The sequence below is a fragment of the Pseudanabaena yagii GIHE-NHR1 genome (assembly GCF_012863495.1).
GTDB classification, from domain to species: Bacteria; Cyanobacteriota; Cyanobacteriia; order Pseudanabaenales; family Pseudanabaenaceae; genus Pseudanabaena; species Pseudanabaena yagii.
Genome location: NZ_JAAVJL010000001.1, coordinates 1,177,818 through 1,194,852, shown reverse-complemented (window position 1 = coordinate 1,194,852; position 17,035 = coordinate 1,177,818). Strand labels below are relative to the sequence as shown.

The 17,035-nt window shown below is 41.1% G+C and carries 15 protein-coding genes; 8 read left to right on the top strand and 7 right to left on the bottom strand.

The annotated features are described in order from the left end of the window. The 5 genes from HC246_RS05705 (at position 1) to HC246_RS05685 (ending at position 5,122) form a co-directional block, all read left to right on the top strand. Positions 1–951: a hypothetical protein gene (locus tag HC246_RS05705; RefSeq protein WP_169362548.1), complete on the top strand. Its 951-nt coding sequence runs from the start codon at positions 1–3 to the stop codon at positions 949–951. A 210-nt stretch (positions 952–1,161) separates the two neighbouring features. Continuing rightward, complete coding sequence (locus HC246_RS05700) at positions 1,162–2,028, top strand: helix-turn-helix domain-containing protein (RefSeq protein WP_169362547.1); 867 nt, start codon at positions 1,162–1,164, stop codon at positions 2,026–2,028. 5 nt (positions 2,029–2,033) lie between these two features. After that, positions 2,034–2,870, top strand: a complete 837-nt coding sequence (locus HC246_RS05695) for a SirB1 family protein (protein WP_169362546.1) — start codon at positions 2,034–2,036, stop codon at positions 2,868–2,870. 274 nt (positions 2,871–3,144) lie between these two features. Further along, a complete protein-coding gene (locus tag HC246_RS05690) occupies positions 3,145–3,849 on the top strand; it encodes a class I SAM-dependent methyltransferase (RefSeq protein WP_169362545.1) in 705 nt (234 codons plus the stop codon). Between the two features lie 334 nt (positions 3,850–4,183). Continuing rightward, on the top strand, positions 4,184–5,122 hold the full coding sequence (locus HC246_RS05685) for a PFE-CTERM domain-containing protein (protein ID WP_169362544.1): 939 nt from the start codon (positions 4,184–4,186) through the stop codon (positions 5,120–5,122). Between the two features lie 73 nt (positions 5,123–5,195). Here the strand turns inward: HC246_RS05685 and HC246_RS05680 are convergent, their stop codons facing one another. The 3 genes from HC246_RS05680 to HC246_RS05670 all read right to left on the bottom strand — a co-directional run bounded on the left by HC246_RS05680 (position 5,196) and on the right by HC246_RS05670 (position 7,415). Further along, the gene (locus HC246_RS05680; RefSeq protein ID WP_169362543.1) at positions 5,196–6,128 is read right to left on the bottom strand and encodes an alpha/beta hydrolase; all 933 of its coding nucleotides are present in this window, start codon (positions 6,126–6,128) and stop codon (positions 5,196–5,198) included. A gap of 13 nt (positions 6,129–6,141) precedes the next feature. Continuing rightward, positions 6,142–6,750: a response regulator gene (locus HC246_RS05675; RefSeq protein ID WP_169362542.1), complete on the bottom strand. Its 609-nt coding sequence runs from the start codon at positions 6,748–6,750 to the stop codon at positions 6,142–6,144. 95 nt (positions 6,751–6,845) lie between these two features. After that, on the bottom strand, positions 6,846–7,415 hold the full coding sequence (locus HC246_RS05670) for a peroxiredoxin (RefSeq protein ID WP_169362541.1): 570 nt from the start codon (positions 7,413–7,415) through the stop codon (positions 6,846–6,848). Positions 7,416–7,614: 199 nt separating this feature from the next. On the opposite strand from HC246_RS05670, the gene HC246_RS05665 reads away from it, so the two are divergent. Together HC246_RS05665 and HC246_RS05660 are read left to right on the top strand one after the other, a co-directional pair. Beyond that, on the top strand, positions 7,615–8,031 hold the full coding sequence (locus tag HC246_RS05665) for a phosphomannose isomerase type II C-terminal cupin domain (protein ID WP_169364488.1): 417 nt from the start codon (positions 7,615–7,617) through the stop codon (positions 8,029–8,031). A 329-nt stretch (positions 8,032–8,360) separates the two neighbouring features. Continuing rightward, positions 8,361–8,678, top strand: coding sequence for a DUF3082 domain-containing protein (locus HC246_RS05660; protein ID WP_169362540.1), 318 nt, complete (start codon positions 8,361–8,363; stop codon positions 8,676–8,678). A gap of 34 nt (positions 8,679–8,712) precedes the next feature. On the opposite strand, the gene HC246_RS05655 is transcribed toward HC246_RS05660, so the two are convergent. From HC246_RS05655 to HC246_RS05645, 3 genes are all read right to left on the bottom strand, one after another. Continuing rightward, positions 8,713–10,701: an FAD-dependent oxidoreductase gene (locus HC246_RS05655; RefSeq protein ID WP_169362539.1), complete on the bottom strand. Its 1,989-nt coding sequence runs from the start codon at positions 10,699–10,701 to the stop codon at positions 8,713–8,715. A 972-nt stretch (positions 10,702–11,673) separates the two neighbouring features. Continuing rightward, positions 11,674–13,212 carry an NAD(P)H-hydrate dehydratase gene (locus HC246_RS05650; RefSeq protein WP_169362538.1) on the bottom strand — a complete coding sequence of 513 codons (1,539 nt, stop codon included), beginning with the start codon at positions 13,210–13,212 and terminating at the stop codon, positions 11,674–11,676. 13 nt (positions 13,213–13,225) lie between these two features. Further along, complete coding sequence (locus HC246_RS05645) at positions 13,226–15,133, bottom strand: protein phosphatase 2C domain-containing protein (protein ID WP_169362537.1); 1,908 nt, start codon at positions 15,131–15,133, stop codon at positions 13,226–13,228. Positions 15,134–15,591: 458 nt separating this feature from the next. Here HC246_RS05645 and hrcA point away from each other — a divergent pair, with 458 nt between their 5' ends. Continuing rightward, a complete protein-coding gene (gene hrcA, locus HC246_RS05640) occupies positions 15,592–16,656 on the top strand; it encodes a heat-inducible transcriptional repressor HrcA (RefSeq protein ID WP_169362536.1) in 1,065 nt (354 codons plus the stop codon). Positions 16,657–16,789: 133 nt separating this feature from the next. Here hrcA and HC246_RS05635 read toward each other — a convergent pair whose 3' ends face one another. Continuing rightward, complete coding sequence (locus HC246_RS05635; protein ID WP_169362535.1) at positions 16,790–17,035, bottom strand: hypothetical protein; 246 nt, start codon at positions 17,033–17,035, stop codon at positions 16,790–16,792.

Genomic DNA, 17,035 nt, shown 5'->3' with positions numbered 1-17,035 from the left:
ATGGCTCTAGATATTGTCTTAAATGAGTTGTCTATAGAAACTCCTGCCCCAAATACATCCATAGCTCGTCAATGGATGTCTAACCTAATGCAAACTGTGAGATCTATAAACGCTGAGACTAAAAGTCGAGCTATCCTAATAACGCAATATGATTTTCACTTAACTTTATTAGCATCTGACTATACTTTACGTCGATGGTTGAATGACATTGATGTAGATAAGGAAGAACGGCGATTTATTAGATCTCTTAGTACAAAAGCTCCTTTTTCTGAAGGTGCACCAGATTCTGACGAAGTCCAATTACTTGAAAATAATAGAGGTTCTTATGAATTTCGATATCAGGGTAAACCCGCTCTCGGACTTGGTGTTGCTTACCTACTGGATATTATTTCAGTAAGTTTACTCTCAGAAATCTGTTGGGATTGCAGTTACTTAGATTTAGATGTTATCTCCATTGACGAAGATGATAAAAAAATAGCAATTGTTCATGCAAGTCGAAAAGAACATCTACAAGATCACATTGACTGGTTTAAGAATCGTATTCATAGCAATATTGATGGGAGAGATTTATGGAGCCAGAAAGATGATTTATTCCCAAATCTTCAATTTTGTGGTTCTGTAAAAAATCAGCTACAAAGTTTATCGATTGGTAATTTGATGCTTTCTCCAGTGACAAAAAGATTATTTGAGTTACAAAAATATTCAGAAGGTTGGACAGAAGGCAATTTTGATGCAAAAAAGTTAAGTAAAACTACTCCTGAAAGTGAGGCTACGCTACAAAAATATTCACAAGAACATACTTTTACCTGTCCCGACGGAAAAAACCGCATTTTTAGCTGGCATGTTCGACTTACTCCTTTAGCTTGGCGTATATATTTTTATCCAGAGCAACCACAAAAAATTATCATTGGATACATAGGAAATCACTTACCAACTGTCAAGTTTAATTAAATATCTAGGGGGGCTTAGAAACCTAATGTAATCAGCCATTTAAGATATTTCACTAAATAATTATGTAATGGATGGCTTGCCTTACCTAAATATTTAGCAAGTTCTAGTATGTTTTTGCCCAATGCGCCACATATTAGGACTCTAATCCATACGCTCAAGCGTTAAGATATTGATTGGTTCGTAGATGCGGTTTCTGGGTTTCCCAAATCAATGGCTGTTAAACTTGCGCTGGATGAAAAACAAGAAATACTTCGCCTTTATCGCGACTCTGACGCGACTACGGTTAACTTGGCGAAGCAGTTTGGCATTAGTACGAGTACAGTTTCACGACTGCTACAGGAGCTAATGCCTGCTGAGGAATATCGACAATTGGTAAGCCAAAAACAGGCTAAAGGGAAAAGAGGATCGCGAGTAAATCACGATCTTGGCAATTTTCAGGTAAATCAACTTGCATTGATTCCCGATGATATGTCAATTATTCCCGATGAGATTAACAACTTTGAGCAAGGTGAAGAAACGGCGATCGCAATGGATGACCAGCAGCTAGATGACAACCTGAATATGACCGTGGGCAACTTTGAAGACGTAGATCTAGAGGATGCAGATCTAGAAGATGAAGATCTAGAGGACGATGACGAATCTGAAGATGATCTAGTCGATGAAGATAATCTTGACCTGAGTGAAGATGAGCTAGATTTCTCCGAAGAAGATACCGAATCGAGCCTGACGATGTTTGCCGATTTGCATGGTACTCATAGTGCCAGCGATCACCTTGAAATTTTGCCACTAGACGAAGCTGATTTACCAGTGATTTGCTACATAGTTGTCGATCGCATTGCCGAGATTATCACCCGTCCCCTTAAGGATTTTAAGGATCTAGGTTCAATCCCTCCTGAAGAATCACTATCCAAGACCATCCCAATTTTTGATAACCATCGTGTAGCGCGGCGTTTTTCTCACCATAATCAGCGTGTGATCAAATTCCCCAGCGACCTCATTCATATTACGCGCCCTAAACTTGTGCAGAAAGGCATTACCCGCATTCTTTTTAGCGGTCAAGTATATACACTCAATTAATTTTAATGATCGTGTTAAGTCTTTCCCCCGCAAGGCAAAAGTTTTGGCAAATTGCCCATACGCCTGACTCTGAGATAACCATTAACCATTTGCTCGAAGGAGCATTGGCGATCGCATGGGAAGAATATCCCAAGATGGATCTCGGACATTATCGAGAAATTTTGGAACAGATGGTGGATGATTTGCAACCCCGTTTAGCCAAGACTCGTTATCCTCTCAAAATAGTACAAGAGATCAATCAATACCTATTTATTGAGAAAGCCTTCTGTGGCAATGATACGGACTATTACAATCCACGTAATAGCTTCATCAATGATGTTCTAGATCGTCGCCTAGGAATCCCCATATCGTTATCAATTATTTATATGGCAATAGGCGATCGCCTTGGATTTCCTATCGAAGGAATTAGTTTCCCTGGACACTTTCTGATCCGTCCTCAACATCCAGATCTAGAAATTTTTATCGATCCCTATAATAAAGGTGAAATTTTATTTCCTGAAGATTGTGAGAATAAATTAGCTCAACTATATGGCCAAAGAGTTCCTCTTCAGCCAGAATATCTGGAACCCGTCAGCATTCGCCGCATTCTAGACCGTTTGCTTAACAATTTAAAACTAATTTATTTGCGTCGCCATGAACCCAACAAAGCATTAGCAACTATCGAGCGATCTCTAATGCTGAATCCAAACGTGCCTACACAATGGCGCGATCGGGGTTTAATTTGCTATCAACTCGAACGCTTTACCGAGTCAAGAATAGATCTCGAAAACTATCTACAACATATCCCCTACGCTGAGGACAGCCAAGTTATTATGCAATTAATTAAAGAGATGCAAAATTAAATCTATAGCAATCCGAAATGATTTGAGAGAAGATTATAGTCACAGCAATTTCTAATCAAGTAAAAGCACTGCAGCTTAGTCAAAGTCAAAGATTTTCGCAAATGGATAATGATCGTTATCTCCTATGTTATCTTTTTGTCAAAAATATTCTCGCATTTTCTTCATAAAATCAAGTTAATGAATCTTATAAAATGATTCTGTAACTTAGTAAAAGACTTAGACAGTTAAATAAACTGATAAAAGTAGCAAAGTTCATCTATAACATCAAAAAATTATGATTAAAAACAGTTTTAAGAAACTTCTTCCATCATCTATTAAATATAGATATCGTATGAAGTTATCTCATTACTACAATGGATTATCAAGCTTAGGATCTAGCTACAAGGTCTTTTTAGCAAAGATCAAAAGACAATTTGTTCGTCCTCCTATCCCTGATTTAAATGGAAGATATAATTTGCATCTTGGATGTGGGGATATTAAACATAGTAAATTTATTAATGTTGATGGATTACCTGCTTCACACATCCACTATGTTAGAAATATTGATGATTTATCATTTTTGCCAGACAATAAAGTCGATTTAATTTATGCCTGTCACTGTTTAGAGCATTTTTCACATCATATTAGAGTTGAACTTGTATTGGCTGAATGGTTTAGAGTCTTAAAAAAAGATGGTATTCTTCGTCTTTCCGTACCAGATTTTGATCTGATATTAAATATTTATAAAGACAATGATAATAGTGCGAATTCAATTGTCGGCATACTAATGGGTGGACAAGATTATAAGTATAATTTTCACATGACAATATTTAATCAATCCAGCTTGACGGAAATATTACTTAAAGTTGGTTTTTCTCAAGTAAGAGAGTGGACACCAGGTACGGATGAGCTGACCACTTTTGATGATAATTCAGGACGCAAGCTTTTAGTAAATGGCAAATATTATCCTGTAAGTCTTAATCTTGAAGCTATTAAATAAACTGATTATTCCTATCATACCAATTCCATTATTTGATCTAGACATATTTAGGCTTTACATCTTAATGTGTTGAATGCGGGAAATACAAAAGAATTAAATGAGAGTCTTGATACCTCTAGAGATAATACGTAGCCCCATAAGAGCTTTAAAATGCTTTACTTATTTGTCTAAATCAATATGGATATGATATAAACTTTCTTTACTATTAAATCTTGGGTATCATTTAGTTAATAAATTTATTGATTCAAAAGTGGTGGCAGGTTTTAACTAAAGTCGGATAGCAGCTTGAGACAGATCGCGTACATTAACCTAAATATTCTTAACCACAAGTCCTATGAAGACATTTACCACATCCGTCAAAAATGCAAGTCTACTAGGTGCATTAGTTCTAATTGCAAGTAATACTCTGTCTTTCGGTTCTGCTCAAGCTATTTCACTAGTTAACCCCAGCTTTGAGGCTGACAGTGTTACAACGTTGCCTGTTATAAACGGTGATTCTCAATATGAATCATCTCCTGTAACGAGAACAGGTAGCAATTTTGTAGTTACTACCGAAAACAATATAACGGGATGGAGAACAACTGCAGCAGACGGTGGTATAGAGCTATGGCAATCTGGGTTTAGTGGTGGAGCACTAGTGCCAGTAACTGTAGCTAATACTGCCAATGGCAATCAGTTTGCTGAAATTAATGCAATTACTGCAGCTTCTCTATATCAGGAGATAGTAGCTCCAGTGACTGGCGGACAGACTCAGCTTTACTTCGATTTTTGGCATCGAGCAAGAGAAAATCAAGGTAATACCAATGTTGCTATTAATATCATTCAACTCACGATTACGGATATGACTGGTGCGACAACAGATGCCAATGGTGCAATAACTAGTGGGGGAACAACTCTTTTCCAGAGAGATTTTCTAACTAAGTTGTTAGACCCTGCAAATCCAGGAGCTAACAATGGGTGGTTTAATTATCAGTCATCTGCTTTTTCTGCATTTTTTGTAGATACTAGTACTTCTGCTAAGACTGTTAGATTTTCATATTCAGCATTAACATCAACCAACGGGCTTAATACTACAACGTCTGACGGTTCGACTATTGCTCAGAATGCTACTAATACTACTTCCTATGGAAACTTTATTGATAATGCACAGTTTTCTACCGCTCCAATACCTTTCGATTTTTCACCTAATTTAGGTATCGGTATTCTGGGTGCATTGTATTTAGGTAATAAAGCTATTCACTCCCTGAGAAACAAGAAAGATATTAATTCCTAGTTTCCGATAAATTGCCATACCTTCAACTCAACAAAAAAGCTCACACTAAGTGTGAGCTTTTTTGCTGATAAATCTATAAATTTTTGAGAGCAATTACCAATTTATCTTGATCTTTCCAACCTGTGAAAGCTGTGTAGATACATCGATCGATTGAACCTTGGTCTTCTGCAATACTGTCACTGACAAAAATATGAGTAACTTGCAGATAGTTTTTCCATACCCAAAGTTTTGTGTCATCTGGATAGGTTTTGATTACTTGAGCATATTGAAAACTTTGGTTATTGGTTTCGGTGAGGTCGATCGCTCTTAGTTTGGTTATTAATTGCGAAGCACTATCTGTTGGTAGGGGTGCAATTACTGGTCGATTCCAAAATTGGCGGATGGCTTCCGCAACTCTGGGATGATTTTTAAGTGTGGGATGACGTAACCCATCTAGATAGACAAGGCTTGCATAATTAAACTGCGAACAGCCTATAGGTACTGTGCCATCTGTGTGATTACCTACATTGCCAACGATGGATAATGTGGGGATTTGGGATGCGATCGCTTCAGCAATGGGGCGACGATTTGTGCCTAGGTCACGGGCAATTAGAGGAAATAAACGCAATGGATCGAATAATCTACCCAAATCAGAGCCACCAACAGGTGAGGCAACTAGGACTAGGCTATGGACTTTGTGCCACCATTCCTGATGGCGATTTAAAACTTCGAGCCAGATTAATCCACCCATCGAGTGACCAACAATGCGTAGGGGGAGATCTGGATATTGGGCGATCGCTTCTATTGCAATCCGTTCAACTTTATCGATTAGTGGAGTTATGGTGAGCCAAGTATTAATCCAACCAAGATCAGGCGTATAGATAGGAATATTTGATCTTGATGATTGATCTACTAATGCTTGAGCTAAGTAGTTAATGTCGTGATATGTATCCGCCCACCCATGCTGTGCAAATAATATGAAGTTTTGAGCTTGAGAGCACTCTTGCTGCGGTGAACTGTTAGACATGATTTAAGGGCTACTACCTTCTAATTCTAACGCCGCGATACATTATTGCTGTATCAGACTTAGTATCAACTTTCGGCTTATTGGTGATATCTGACTTTGAGTTTACATTAATTGCTTCAACGGGTGTCACCGCTACTGTCTTCTCTTGTGCCACTGTGGAGACTCCATCCATACTAATGGCTATTGCTTCTAGGGGGTGGGCAATTAATGAACAGCCAATTAAGGCAGTAACTCTTGCGATTTCAGAAATTAAATTATCTCTTGAGAGGCGTGGCAAGACATCAACTGCTCCTCTTCTTAATGCCCAGCTATGTTCGATATCTTTGATTCTTTCTTGACGAGGGTTAAATAAGACAACTTTTGTATCAGACTGTTGTTTTTTTACCCATTGACATACTGATGATGATTGCAAAGTTTCTGAGTTAGGGCTTTTGAGCGCTATATCCATCAGTAGAAGATTGGGAAGATTTTGGCGATCGCACTGCTCTAAATATTGCACAAGATCACAGTTAGGACTTTCCCAAGTTACCTCCAATTGCTGGGTTTCCAAAGCTGCTTGCCACAGTTGCCCTTGATATTGGTCAATGTGCACCATTAAAACAGCTTTTTTTTGCTCAGCCATACGCTCTACTTGCTTTCCTCATTAAGATGAGTTGACAATTTTAAATTTTAATGAAGTCAACTTAACTGATTTTAGGATTCTGATTTGTACCCTAGTTAACTAAAAATTGTGATTGTTGCCATTCCTTCTTGCCAATCAACGGGGCAAACCTCGTTTTCATGGATTTGGGTATGTTGAATTGCCTTGAGGGTGCGGATAGTTTCATCAATGCTACGTCCAAAGGCTAGGTTGTTGATAGTTGCGTGCTGGACAATTCCTGCTTTGTCAATGATAAATAATCCCCGCAAAGCTACGCCTGTAGATGGGTCAAGCACATTAAAAGCAGTGGCGATTGCCTTTGTTAGATCAGACACTAATGGACATTTAATATCTCCGCCCAGTCCACCATCAGCGAGTGGGGTTTGAATCCATGCAAGATGAGCATATTTGCTATCAACGGAAATACCGATTACTTCCGTATTTAATTTGGCAAACTCATCATAGCGATCGCTAAAGGCAAGCACTTCGGTAGGGCAAACAAAGGTAAAGTCAAGGGGATAAAAGAATAAAACAACGTATTTATTCTTTTGATAACTAGAAAGTTTAATTTTGGTGAATTCCTGATCGATGACTGCATCTGCTTCAAAATCTGGCGCAGGATTACCCACCCGTAAGTATTCAAGCATAAGCTATTTAACTAATAAACATAATAAATTTGTTGAGTATTTTGTTGCTAGATACAACATTATTTAGGGATTTTTTGATGGCTTTTAAATTTGATAAATCAAAGTCAAATTAATGATTAATTAAGCTGTGATTTAGGTCATCATGATTATTTGGCTTAGTGCTATTCTAGGAGCAGTTCAGCTTTCTAAGTTGCAAATTATGTCACCAGTAAAAGAAGCTCCTTCCGCGATCGCCAGTCTAGCCAATCTCAATGGGGAATCTGCTCATGCCACCGTAGAGAGACCTTGGGGATCATTTACTACGTTAGAGGAGGGACGTGGGTACAAAATTAAGCGTATTGAGGTTAAACCTGGTCATCGCCTCAGTTTGCAAATGCACCATCATCGTAGTGAACATTGGATCGTAGTTTCTGGTACAGCCAAAGTGACCTGTGCGGACAAAGAAACGATGATTAGTACAAATCAATCGACCTATGTACCTAAATGTACAGCGCATCGTCTTGAAAATCCGGGCATTATTCCGCTTATCTTGATTGAAGTGCAAAATGGCGAATATTTGGGTGAAGATGACATTATTCGCTTTCAAGATGACTATGCAAGGCATGAAAAGAAATAAACATACAACATTACCCTAAATTTGTTGTCGCACCACACAAACATTTGTGCAATGATAAAAGAAAGCCCACTGTTTCCAGTGGGACTAGCATTTTTGTGTTGAGTGCGGATATCTTAGATCATTTTGCGGTCAAAGATATTAAGTTTTTTGCCTGTTTAGGTGAATTTTTCGTGATTTTAGGTCACAAATTTTAAAAGATAAGTAGTAAAGCTCAGCATTGCTACTTATCTTTTAGTTTATATAAGGCATTCCTAAAAATGATTTGAGAGATTGCACACCGAAGGGGTGCAATCTCTCAAATCATTTAATCTCACATATGACTCAAGAAGATGACTGAAGAAGCTCAACTCCCATCTCCGTCTAACGAGACCCCCTCACCTTTTAAAAATCTCACAGGCGCAGCGATCGCTGCCACACTAGCCACCGGTCTCTACGCATTTACAAATATGGTGGCTCATAAGTTAGCGACTGCACCCTTGCAGACCACAAATACGCTAGCGAATCGTCTGTCTACCCTTGTCCGCACAGTCCTATTGGCGCTTGGTTCAGGCATAACGATGATTTTTGCAGTAATTGCCTTGGGACTGGTCTTACTAACGCTTAAGCAGGTATTTACAGCTATTTTTAGCAAACCACAAGATCTCTAATCATCAAGGCGGCGCAAAGCGCCGCCTTGATGACTTACCAATCAATTAATAAACCTTGCGATCGCAAATGGGATTGTAAATCACTAATTTTGCCGCGATCCAGAATTGCTTGAGGTGTTAACGATGGATCATCTTGCAAGATAATCCATGCGGCGGTCGCACCTGCGGCTGAGCCTGCTGCCCATTCGCCAACGTGTATACGAGTTGCGCCATTAACAATATGGCTAACAGCGATCGCCTTGCCGCCCATCAGCAAATTGTCAATGCGTTGAGGAATTAAGCTCTCCAAAGGAAAAATAATTGGACGGACTTTATCCTCATTGGCAGGAGCAGCGCTTGGCGATTTCGATGGTTCCCAGTTACGGTAGCGGCAACCATGCATATCGATCGCATAGTGGGTTAAGCCAATTGAAGTGGGATTAAAATTGCGCCCCCCATCCATATCTTTACGAATATCTTGCTCACGCATGAAAAATTCTTTTTGCCCATAGGCTTGACGCCCCAAAATTCGCCGACCTTCACGAATATAGGGATACATACTCAAACCAGATTGGGTAGGCATAGGACTATCGGGACCCGACATCATGCGTACAGGGAATTGGGGAGAGGCGTATTTGTCCATGATCCATTCTGCAAATAGCAGTGCATGATTTTCGCCATCCTTTAGTGCTGTAGTATTTAAACCACCCAACCAATTTTGTTGCTGTCCTGAATCACGGATTTGTTTATCCGTCAAAATTAAAGGGGGATTCATAACGCCCCAATCATTACCACGATTCCAGTTCACGACGGTCATATCACCTTTAGCAGGAATTGCTTTAAAGGGATCATCACGTTTCAGGCTGATAATACGGCGATAGTTGAACACACTATTTCCTTCAAACATGGGGAATCTACCCAAGTCGTAGTCCTTACGATGTTCTTCCCGTGAATAACCGGGCTGCACTTTGCGTAGTTCCTTCAGCGATTGCCCTTCGTCATCGGCTATTTTCAGCACAAAGGGGAATGTAAATGCTTGAGTACATTCAGGGTTATCGGCAACGGCATGGACTTCACCCGTTGTACTAAAACCTTCTGCACCGAGACGATGGGGTAAGTTTGCCCATGCAATTAACTCTCCTGTGTCAGAGGAATCAATTACGATCATCTGCTTGCCTGCGGGAGCCTGCAAACGAATTGCTTTTTTATCAAAGGTTTCGTCAGAGTTCCAGTTAAACCAGCTTTTCAGTTCGCGAGATAAGCGACCTTGAGGTAAGTAATTAGGATCGCGGGGAATTCTTCTCACACCATAGATAGCCGTAATGCGATCGCCCTTATCGTTAAAACTTGCCCCCTTAAAGGCAACTTGTGTTTCCCAGCGACTCTTAGGTGCAGATCGCTGTGACTCACGCAAAAATTCTTCGGCGGCTAATTCCCCTGAATAGGGAGTAAAGCAAAGATTACCAACCCAGCAACTATTGGTGTCAGCAACTACACCCCCTGGTTTGAGATATGAATATTTTTCGGGTAGGGCAGGCTGACTGGCAATAATATTTTTAAAATGCGTCCAACTGAGGGGAAACTGCTGACGATAGCGCATGAGTAGGGATTCATCGATCGCACTGACCCCTTGCGAACTCACCTGTCCACCGAGCATGGGGGTTAATTCAATTAAACAAGTCGTTGCCCCAGTTTTCATCGAATGATAGGCGGCAGCTACCCCCCCTAGGGAGCCACCAACGATCGCCACATCACATTCCCATACCTCTGCATCAGCAGGTGGTGGTGGAATTAAATTGGGAAAGCCATTGCGATCATATAGGGGGATTGCTGAATTCGGATCTTGAGCGATCGGTTCATTGGCTATTTTTTGCTGACCAATGATTTGCCAAGTTCTTGCGGCTGCTCCGCTCAGTACAACACCAAGAAATAACATCCCCAAAATATGACTGAGCTTTGGCTTCAAAGAGATTTTGGGTTGAACATCTTTGGTCTGATCGTTGCGATCGCTATTATTTTCTGGTTTTTCTGGTTGATCGCTCATAAACTTGCAATTACTACTTCAAGGTTTGCCTATTGTTAAGACAGGCAAGTACAGTCATCTTCCACAGTTTTAAGATTATCTTATATTGTCGATAAATTGACACATTTTAGTGTAAGTAAATTGGCTGACAAATTTATCTCAAATCTTCTTGCGATCGCATCGATTTCTTTCTATCAAAAATATAAGATTAGGCAACAATGTATGCCTAAATTCAAGGTATTTAGTTTGTCTAATAGTGTTTTTTGTCAAGACAACCCGTATACCAATCCATATTGATACTAAGTAATTGGGCATAATTAAAAATCAGAGCCAAAACATTTATGGCAAGCACAGCATGGTCTACAGGTTTTTAGCTTGTATATTTAATTGCATCCAGATATTTAGAAAAAAGATATTGATTAGATAAGCTTAAAATCATTGAAAATCAGAACAACATCCTGTGGTTTATGTGGCGCTTACACCACAGTTTTGGTGATTTTATATTTAATTACATCTAACTACCTATGTGCCAACTGCTCAAACAGCCACCATCTCTATAGAAAGATTAAATACCAATTTTCTAAACAGATTAATTAAGGAGATCCAGAGAAATTTTAGAGATTATTTTAATTGCTTAACAGTATTCTCAACAGTGTAAATACATTATTCCCAAATATCACAATCTTGATTTCATCGTAGCTCTCAAAAGACACTAATTACTCACAAACTGACGTAATTTGCTTAATAGAGCTATAAGATTTGTGATATTGCTAAGTAGATATAGCAGTTCCAAATCCTTGGTAGATTTTGGGTTTTGTGGAATCGCGCCCCGAAGGGGTGCGATTCCACAAACTATTTTAGGATTGTTAGGAACTTGCTATTAATTAAAGTACCTGTGGCTTCGACTTCGCTCAGCCAACGTTAGCTGAGCGAAGTCGAAGCTAGATAACTTTGGTGGGACATTTTTTATCCGCAAGAGCCTTATAAGCATAACTAAACAGGCAATTCTTGACCTAAAAAAGGCAATAGACTCTGGGCAAGGGTTACAGGGTCAACCCCCATTTCCGTGCGCTGTTTAGCGAGCCATATCGCGGCTTGGGAATGCCACAATGTTCCCGCGATCGCAACATCATTAGCTGCCATGCCTTGAGCTAATAAGCCCCCAAGCATACCTGCTAAGACATCACCACTACCGCCTCTAGCTAGGGCAGGAGTGCTTTCGGGATTGATCCATACCTGTGATGAGGTGTTGTGGGGAAAAGCGATCGCCGTCTTTGATCCCTTCAGTAAAATTGTGGATTGCGTGAGGGTTACGGCTCTCTGTAAAGCCTCTATGCGTTCAACTGTGCGTAAGTCAGGAAATAGCCGACAGAACTCGCCCCAATGGGGAGTAAGAATCACAGAATTTTTTCTATTCTGTAATTGGTCAAGCCCAGTGGCTCTGTCTAAAGAGGCTAAAGCATTTAGACCATCGGCATCAAGAATTAGTGGGCGATCGCTATCGATGATTTGCTTGACAACTGGCATAGCTTCAAGGGACAGCCCACAACCACAGGCGATCGCTTGATATTTCGCAAAATCAAGATTCGGTAATTCGGCGATCGCTCCCGCAGTTTCTGGGCAGCCAATGACAAGGGCATCAGGAACTTGGACGAGAATTAGCGGTTTTAGAGAATGGGGAACAGCGATCGATAACATTCCCACACCTGTTGCCTTTGCGCCCATCGCCGCGAGAAGAGCCGCACCACCATATTGTTGAGATCCGACAACTAGCAATAAATGGCCAATTTCATATTTGTGAGCGATGGGATTACGCACAATTGGTAGGCGATCGCGGAGTATCTGTGGCTCAATCCGCCAGAGAGGATGTTGATCCCCTAATACTTGATGTATAAATTGCTCAGGAATGTCAAACCCAATTCTTTCCAGCTTACCAACATAGGGCGTAGCCGATTCTGTCAGTAAACCCCGCTTCCATAGTCCCAAACAAAAAGTATGGGTTGCCCGAATCGCAATACCCATGACCTTACCGTGATCGGTGTGAAGCCCTGATGGTAAATCAATGCTGAGGATAGGAATTTGCCAATTGTTGATGGTGTGTATAGCGATCGCGACATCGCCAGTAACATCCCGTTCTAATCCAAATCCAAAGATGCCGTCAACAATCAAATCGCAATCCTGTAGTGCCTCTAGATCAACAAAGGGAATCCCTAAACTTTTGGCATAGCATCCATGTACTCGCGTTAAGGGTTTAGATTTGGCAAATGGTGTATAGATTCGCACCTGTCGCCCTTGGTGATGCAGTTCTCGCGCCACCACTAAGGCATCACCACCATTATGTCCAGAACCAACTAAGATGCCAATGCGTCTATAATTCCGAGCGGGATAGAGTTCCGTTAATCTTTGGGTAATCCGCAGCGCGACCTTTTCCATTAATGCGGCTACGGGCATTCCTGCTTGGAAGATCAGATTTTCGATCGCTTGCATCTGAGCAGCAGTAGCGATAGCTTGTGAAGAAAGGCAATCGATCATTGAGGAATTTGCCTTAGGAATTTGGTGGCACAAACTTTTTGAAGCTCGCAGGTACATGCTGACGAATCCAATCTTTTACCTGTGGAAACTGAAAAGCCGCTAAGCCACTCCCTAACAAGAGGGCAACTAAGATCAAAATAATCATGAAGGCTTTGTTAGTCTGTCTAGGCACTGCTAGTTCAGTTTTTGCCGATTCCAGATCGCTGGCACTCAAATTATCGGGGACATCTGTGGGTTCGCTAGATGAGCTATCAGCATCAGTAGTTGTGGTTGCTAAAGCACCTGCCTCTTCGTTGACATGATTGGGGTTGGGCAAAATATCTTCAGTATCTACATCATCTTCAGAACCCTCGGAAGAAGTCACCTGATGATCTTCATTTACGTTATCCTCATTAGGATCGGGAGGCGCAAACCGACAACGCATCAGGGCGACCGTAATATTGTCATGCCCATTCAATTCATTGGCTTGATCAATGAGATTTTGGCAACTGAGATTGAGGGGTTTGTCTTCAGTTAAAACTGGGAGCAAATATTTGTCATGGATCTGCTCAACGCGCTCAAAGTCACTCAAACCATCGGAACAAAGTAGTAGCAGACAATCTTCGTCGATAAAGAATCTTTGTACCCTTGGTACTAACATATCGGAGCCTCTAGTTCCCAAGGCTTGAATCAACGCGCCACCATCAATGCGTTGGGATGAATAGGCATAGAAGTTATAGCCCAAGGTAGTCTCGCGAGTTGCCACATCATCATCGAGGGTAACTTGGCGCAAATTATCTTTGCTAATGCAATAGAGGCGGCTGTCACCAACATGCACTACATAGACCTCATTGCTGGGCTGTCCATTGGGACGGGGAATTACTGCCATAACCAGAGTGGTTCCCATCCGTTGCTGGGCATGGCGTTGCTGTTGGTCGTTAATTGCCACAATTTGATTGTTGACAACACGAGCCACCATCTCTAACTGGGCAATAAATCCCTGCGCTGAGAAGTCAGGATCATTCTCAGCTTGATTAAGGAGGGTTTTGAGTTGTTGTTCGAGGGTTTTGATCGCTAGCGAACTTGCGACTTCACCACCATCATGACCACCAAGCCCATCACAGACGATCGCCAGACGATCGCGTAAACTCTCAGCCTGTTCGCTGCGTTTTTGACGCTTAGTGTCAGGATAGCAAGCATCCTCATTATGATCGCGCTGTTGTCCTACATCCGTGGCACTGGCTACGCGCACGGTGAAGGTCTGATCCTGCATCACCTTTAAGGTCAACTTATCGAGATAGGCGATCGCACTGTTTACATCGTATTCACCACGAGCCAAACTGTAGAAAAATTCAGCGATCGGTTCGGCAATTTCAGGCTTAGCCAGATCCAGCCACTGTACCCAAATGTCCCCTAATTGAGAGATATGCACTGCCGATACATCTGCTTGTAATTCCAACAGGCGCACCCACATGCCATCGACCCGCACCAATTTAGGTTCGATCAAGGTGCGCGTCATATTTTGTTCGGCGAGGGGTTCCCAGAGGTTGAGGACTTGCCAGAGTAAATTAATTTGGCGTAAAGCGGAGGCTTGTCCCCAACTCTCAGCTAAGGTCGGACAAAGATTGCCTTGGCGATCGATGGGGACATTTTCTAATAAAAATATTTCTGAAAGATTTAGCTCCTCACCTAATAAAAGCAAACCATAGGGACGGGGCAGGTGCAGGCTCAATCGTGATAGCTTGAGATAAGACACTACATAAGTCTGAAATTCAAGGGGTAGCTCAGGTAGTGTGAAGGCATCGGTATCAACAACAATTTGTGAGGATAGGACACGATAGCGATCGCCCAGTAACGATGCAGGCGGAAAGGACTCGGTATCTAGTCCGACTGCCCAAAGATATTGCTGCTCAACTGCCGTAGTTTGCTCTTGATTTTCCATGAAGATGTTAGTTACTTACCAAACTCAATGGTGAATATATAGGTGAAGCTGAGGTATGTCTAAGCCACTACAGTAAGGACTGTGATGATCGGAGAAACTACAGTATTAAATGTTTGGTCTATTTCTTCAAGAGACATTTGGCTATTGTAGCGAAACCAAGTCACAATTTTAGTGGATTTTGAGCTGTTCTGCGCCTAGCTAATCTCCAAAAATATCAACGTATATACAACTTGATACTGGATTTCTTTAGAATCTAGGTATAGAAATAGTTAAACTCTTAACTTATAGGAGTTAAATTTAACAATAAAAATTTAATACTTATTTAATGCTTGTTTAATACTTATTTTTATTCTGTTTAATTTGCAATTCATTTTGGCAATTTATCTTCGATTTTTATCAAAAAACCTTTATTTATTACCTTTTAGTACTTTTTGAACATTATTACATCGTCAGAGCCTATGAAAACTCAACTTACCCATCGTGAACAAAAAGTCCTTTGGGCAACCATCGATCACTATATCCAAACGGCGGAACCTGTTGGGTCAAAGGCTTTAGTGTCAGAGTATGACTTTGACATTAGCCCGGCGACGATCCGTAATGTGATGCATACATTAGATCGCAGTGGTTTACTATATCAGCCCCATACTTCAGCAGGACGTGTGCCTTCAGACTCTGGCTATCGTGTGTATGTCGATGAACTAATCGATCCTGCCAGCGAGCTGACCTATAGCACCCATCAGTTTATGGCAAGCAAAAGCGATCGCCTTGGTAAGTCCAGCCTCGATGGGGTACTGCGTGATGTTGCCCAAATTTTAGCGACTTTAAGTGGCTGTATCGCCGTGATTACGGCTCCGAATATGCAAACTATGCGAATTAGGCATTTGCAATTAGTCATGGTCGATCAACGCAAAATTATGGCGATCGCGGTTAGTGATACTTACCACACTGCCTCTGTAACGATGGATTTGCCTAGCGAAACTCAGCCTGATGTTTTAGAAGGTGAATTAAATATTCTCAATAATTTTTTAAATGAACATTTACGCGATAAAAGCTGGACAGAACTTGGCAGTGCGCTGCAATGGGATGATCTAGATCGACAGTTTCAGCAATATGCGGTGTTATTACAGCAGTCCTTGCAGCAGTTGATGAAACTATGCGATCGCACGGCTTTAGGGCAAATGTTTATTAGTGGCTTAACGGAACTATTACGTCAGCCCGAATTTTCTAATTTGCAACAGGTTCAGAATATTGTGCAGCTTCTTGAAGCTGATCGCGCTTCGTTAATGGCGTTAATTGTCGATCAAGCCCGATCTGCGACCAGAGCCGTCAGTATTTCCATCGGTTCAGAAATTTCTATCGAGCCAATTCAAAACTGTACTTTCATTTCTAGTACCTATCTCTGTGATGATAAGCCCGTTGGCACAGTCGGAGTTTTAGGTCCTACTCGTTTAGGCTATACCAGAGCGATCGCTTCAGTACAGGCAGCAGCTTTGCATCTCACCGATGCAATCAGTAAATGGTAGTTATCGAATAATCCATGGTAGTTATCGAATAATCCGCTGGCAAAGTGATCGCCTTCCACATCTTATCCATTTATCTCAATTGCGGAACATTTCACTAACTGAGTTAATGGAACAATTACAAATTTCCTTTCAATCAATCTGTTCTTAAAGATCGAGAAGAGATCGCTGCATTAATATAGCTAAAAATCTCATCCAGTTCAGCGATCGCTTCTAGCTCAAGATTTTCTGTAGCCGTAAGAGTATCAGCCTTTTTCTTGTCGAGTAGGGTTTGAAGGCGATCGCCAAGTTCATCAGTAAATTTAAAAAGCGTGAGATGGTTGATTTGCTGGATTCGCATTCCTTTGGGTAGAAGGGATGATAGTTTTAGCACTGTATTCAT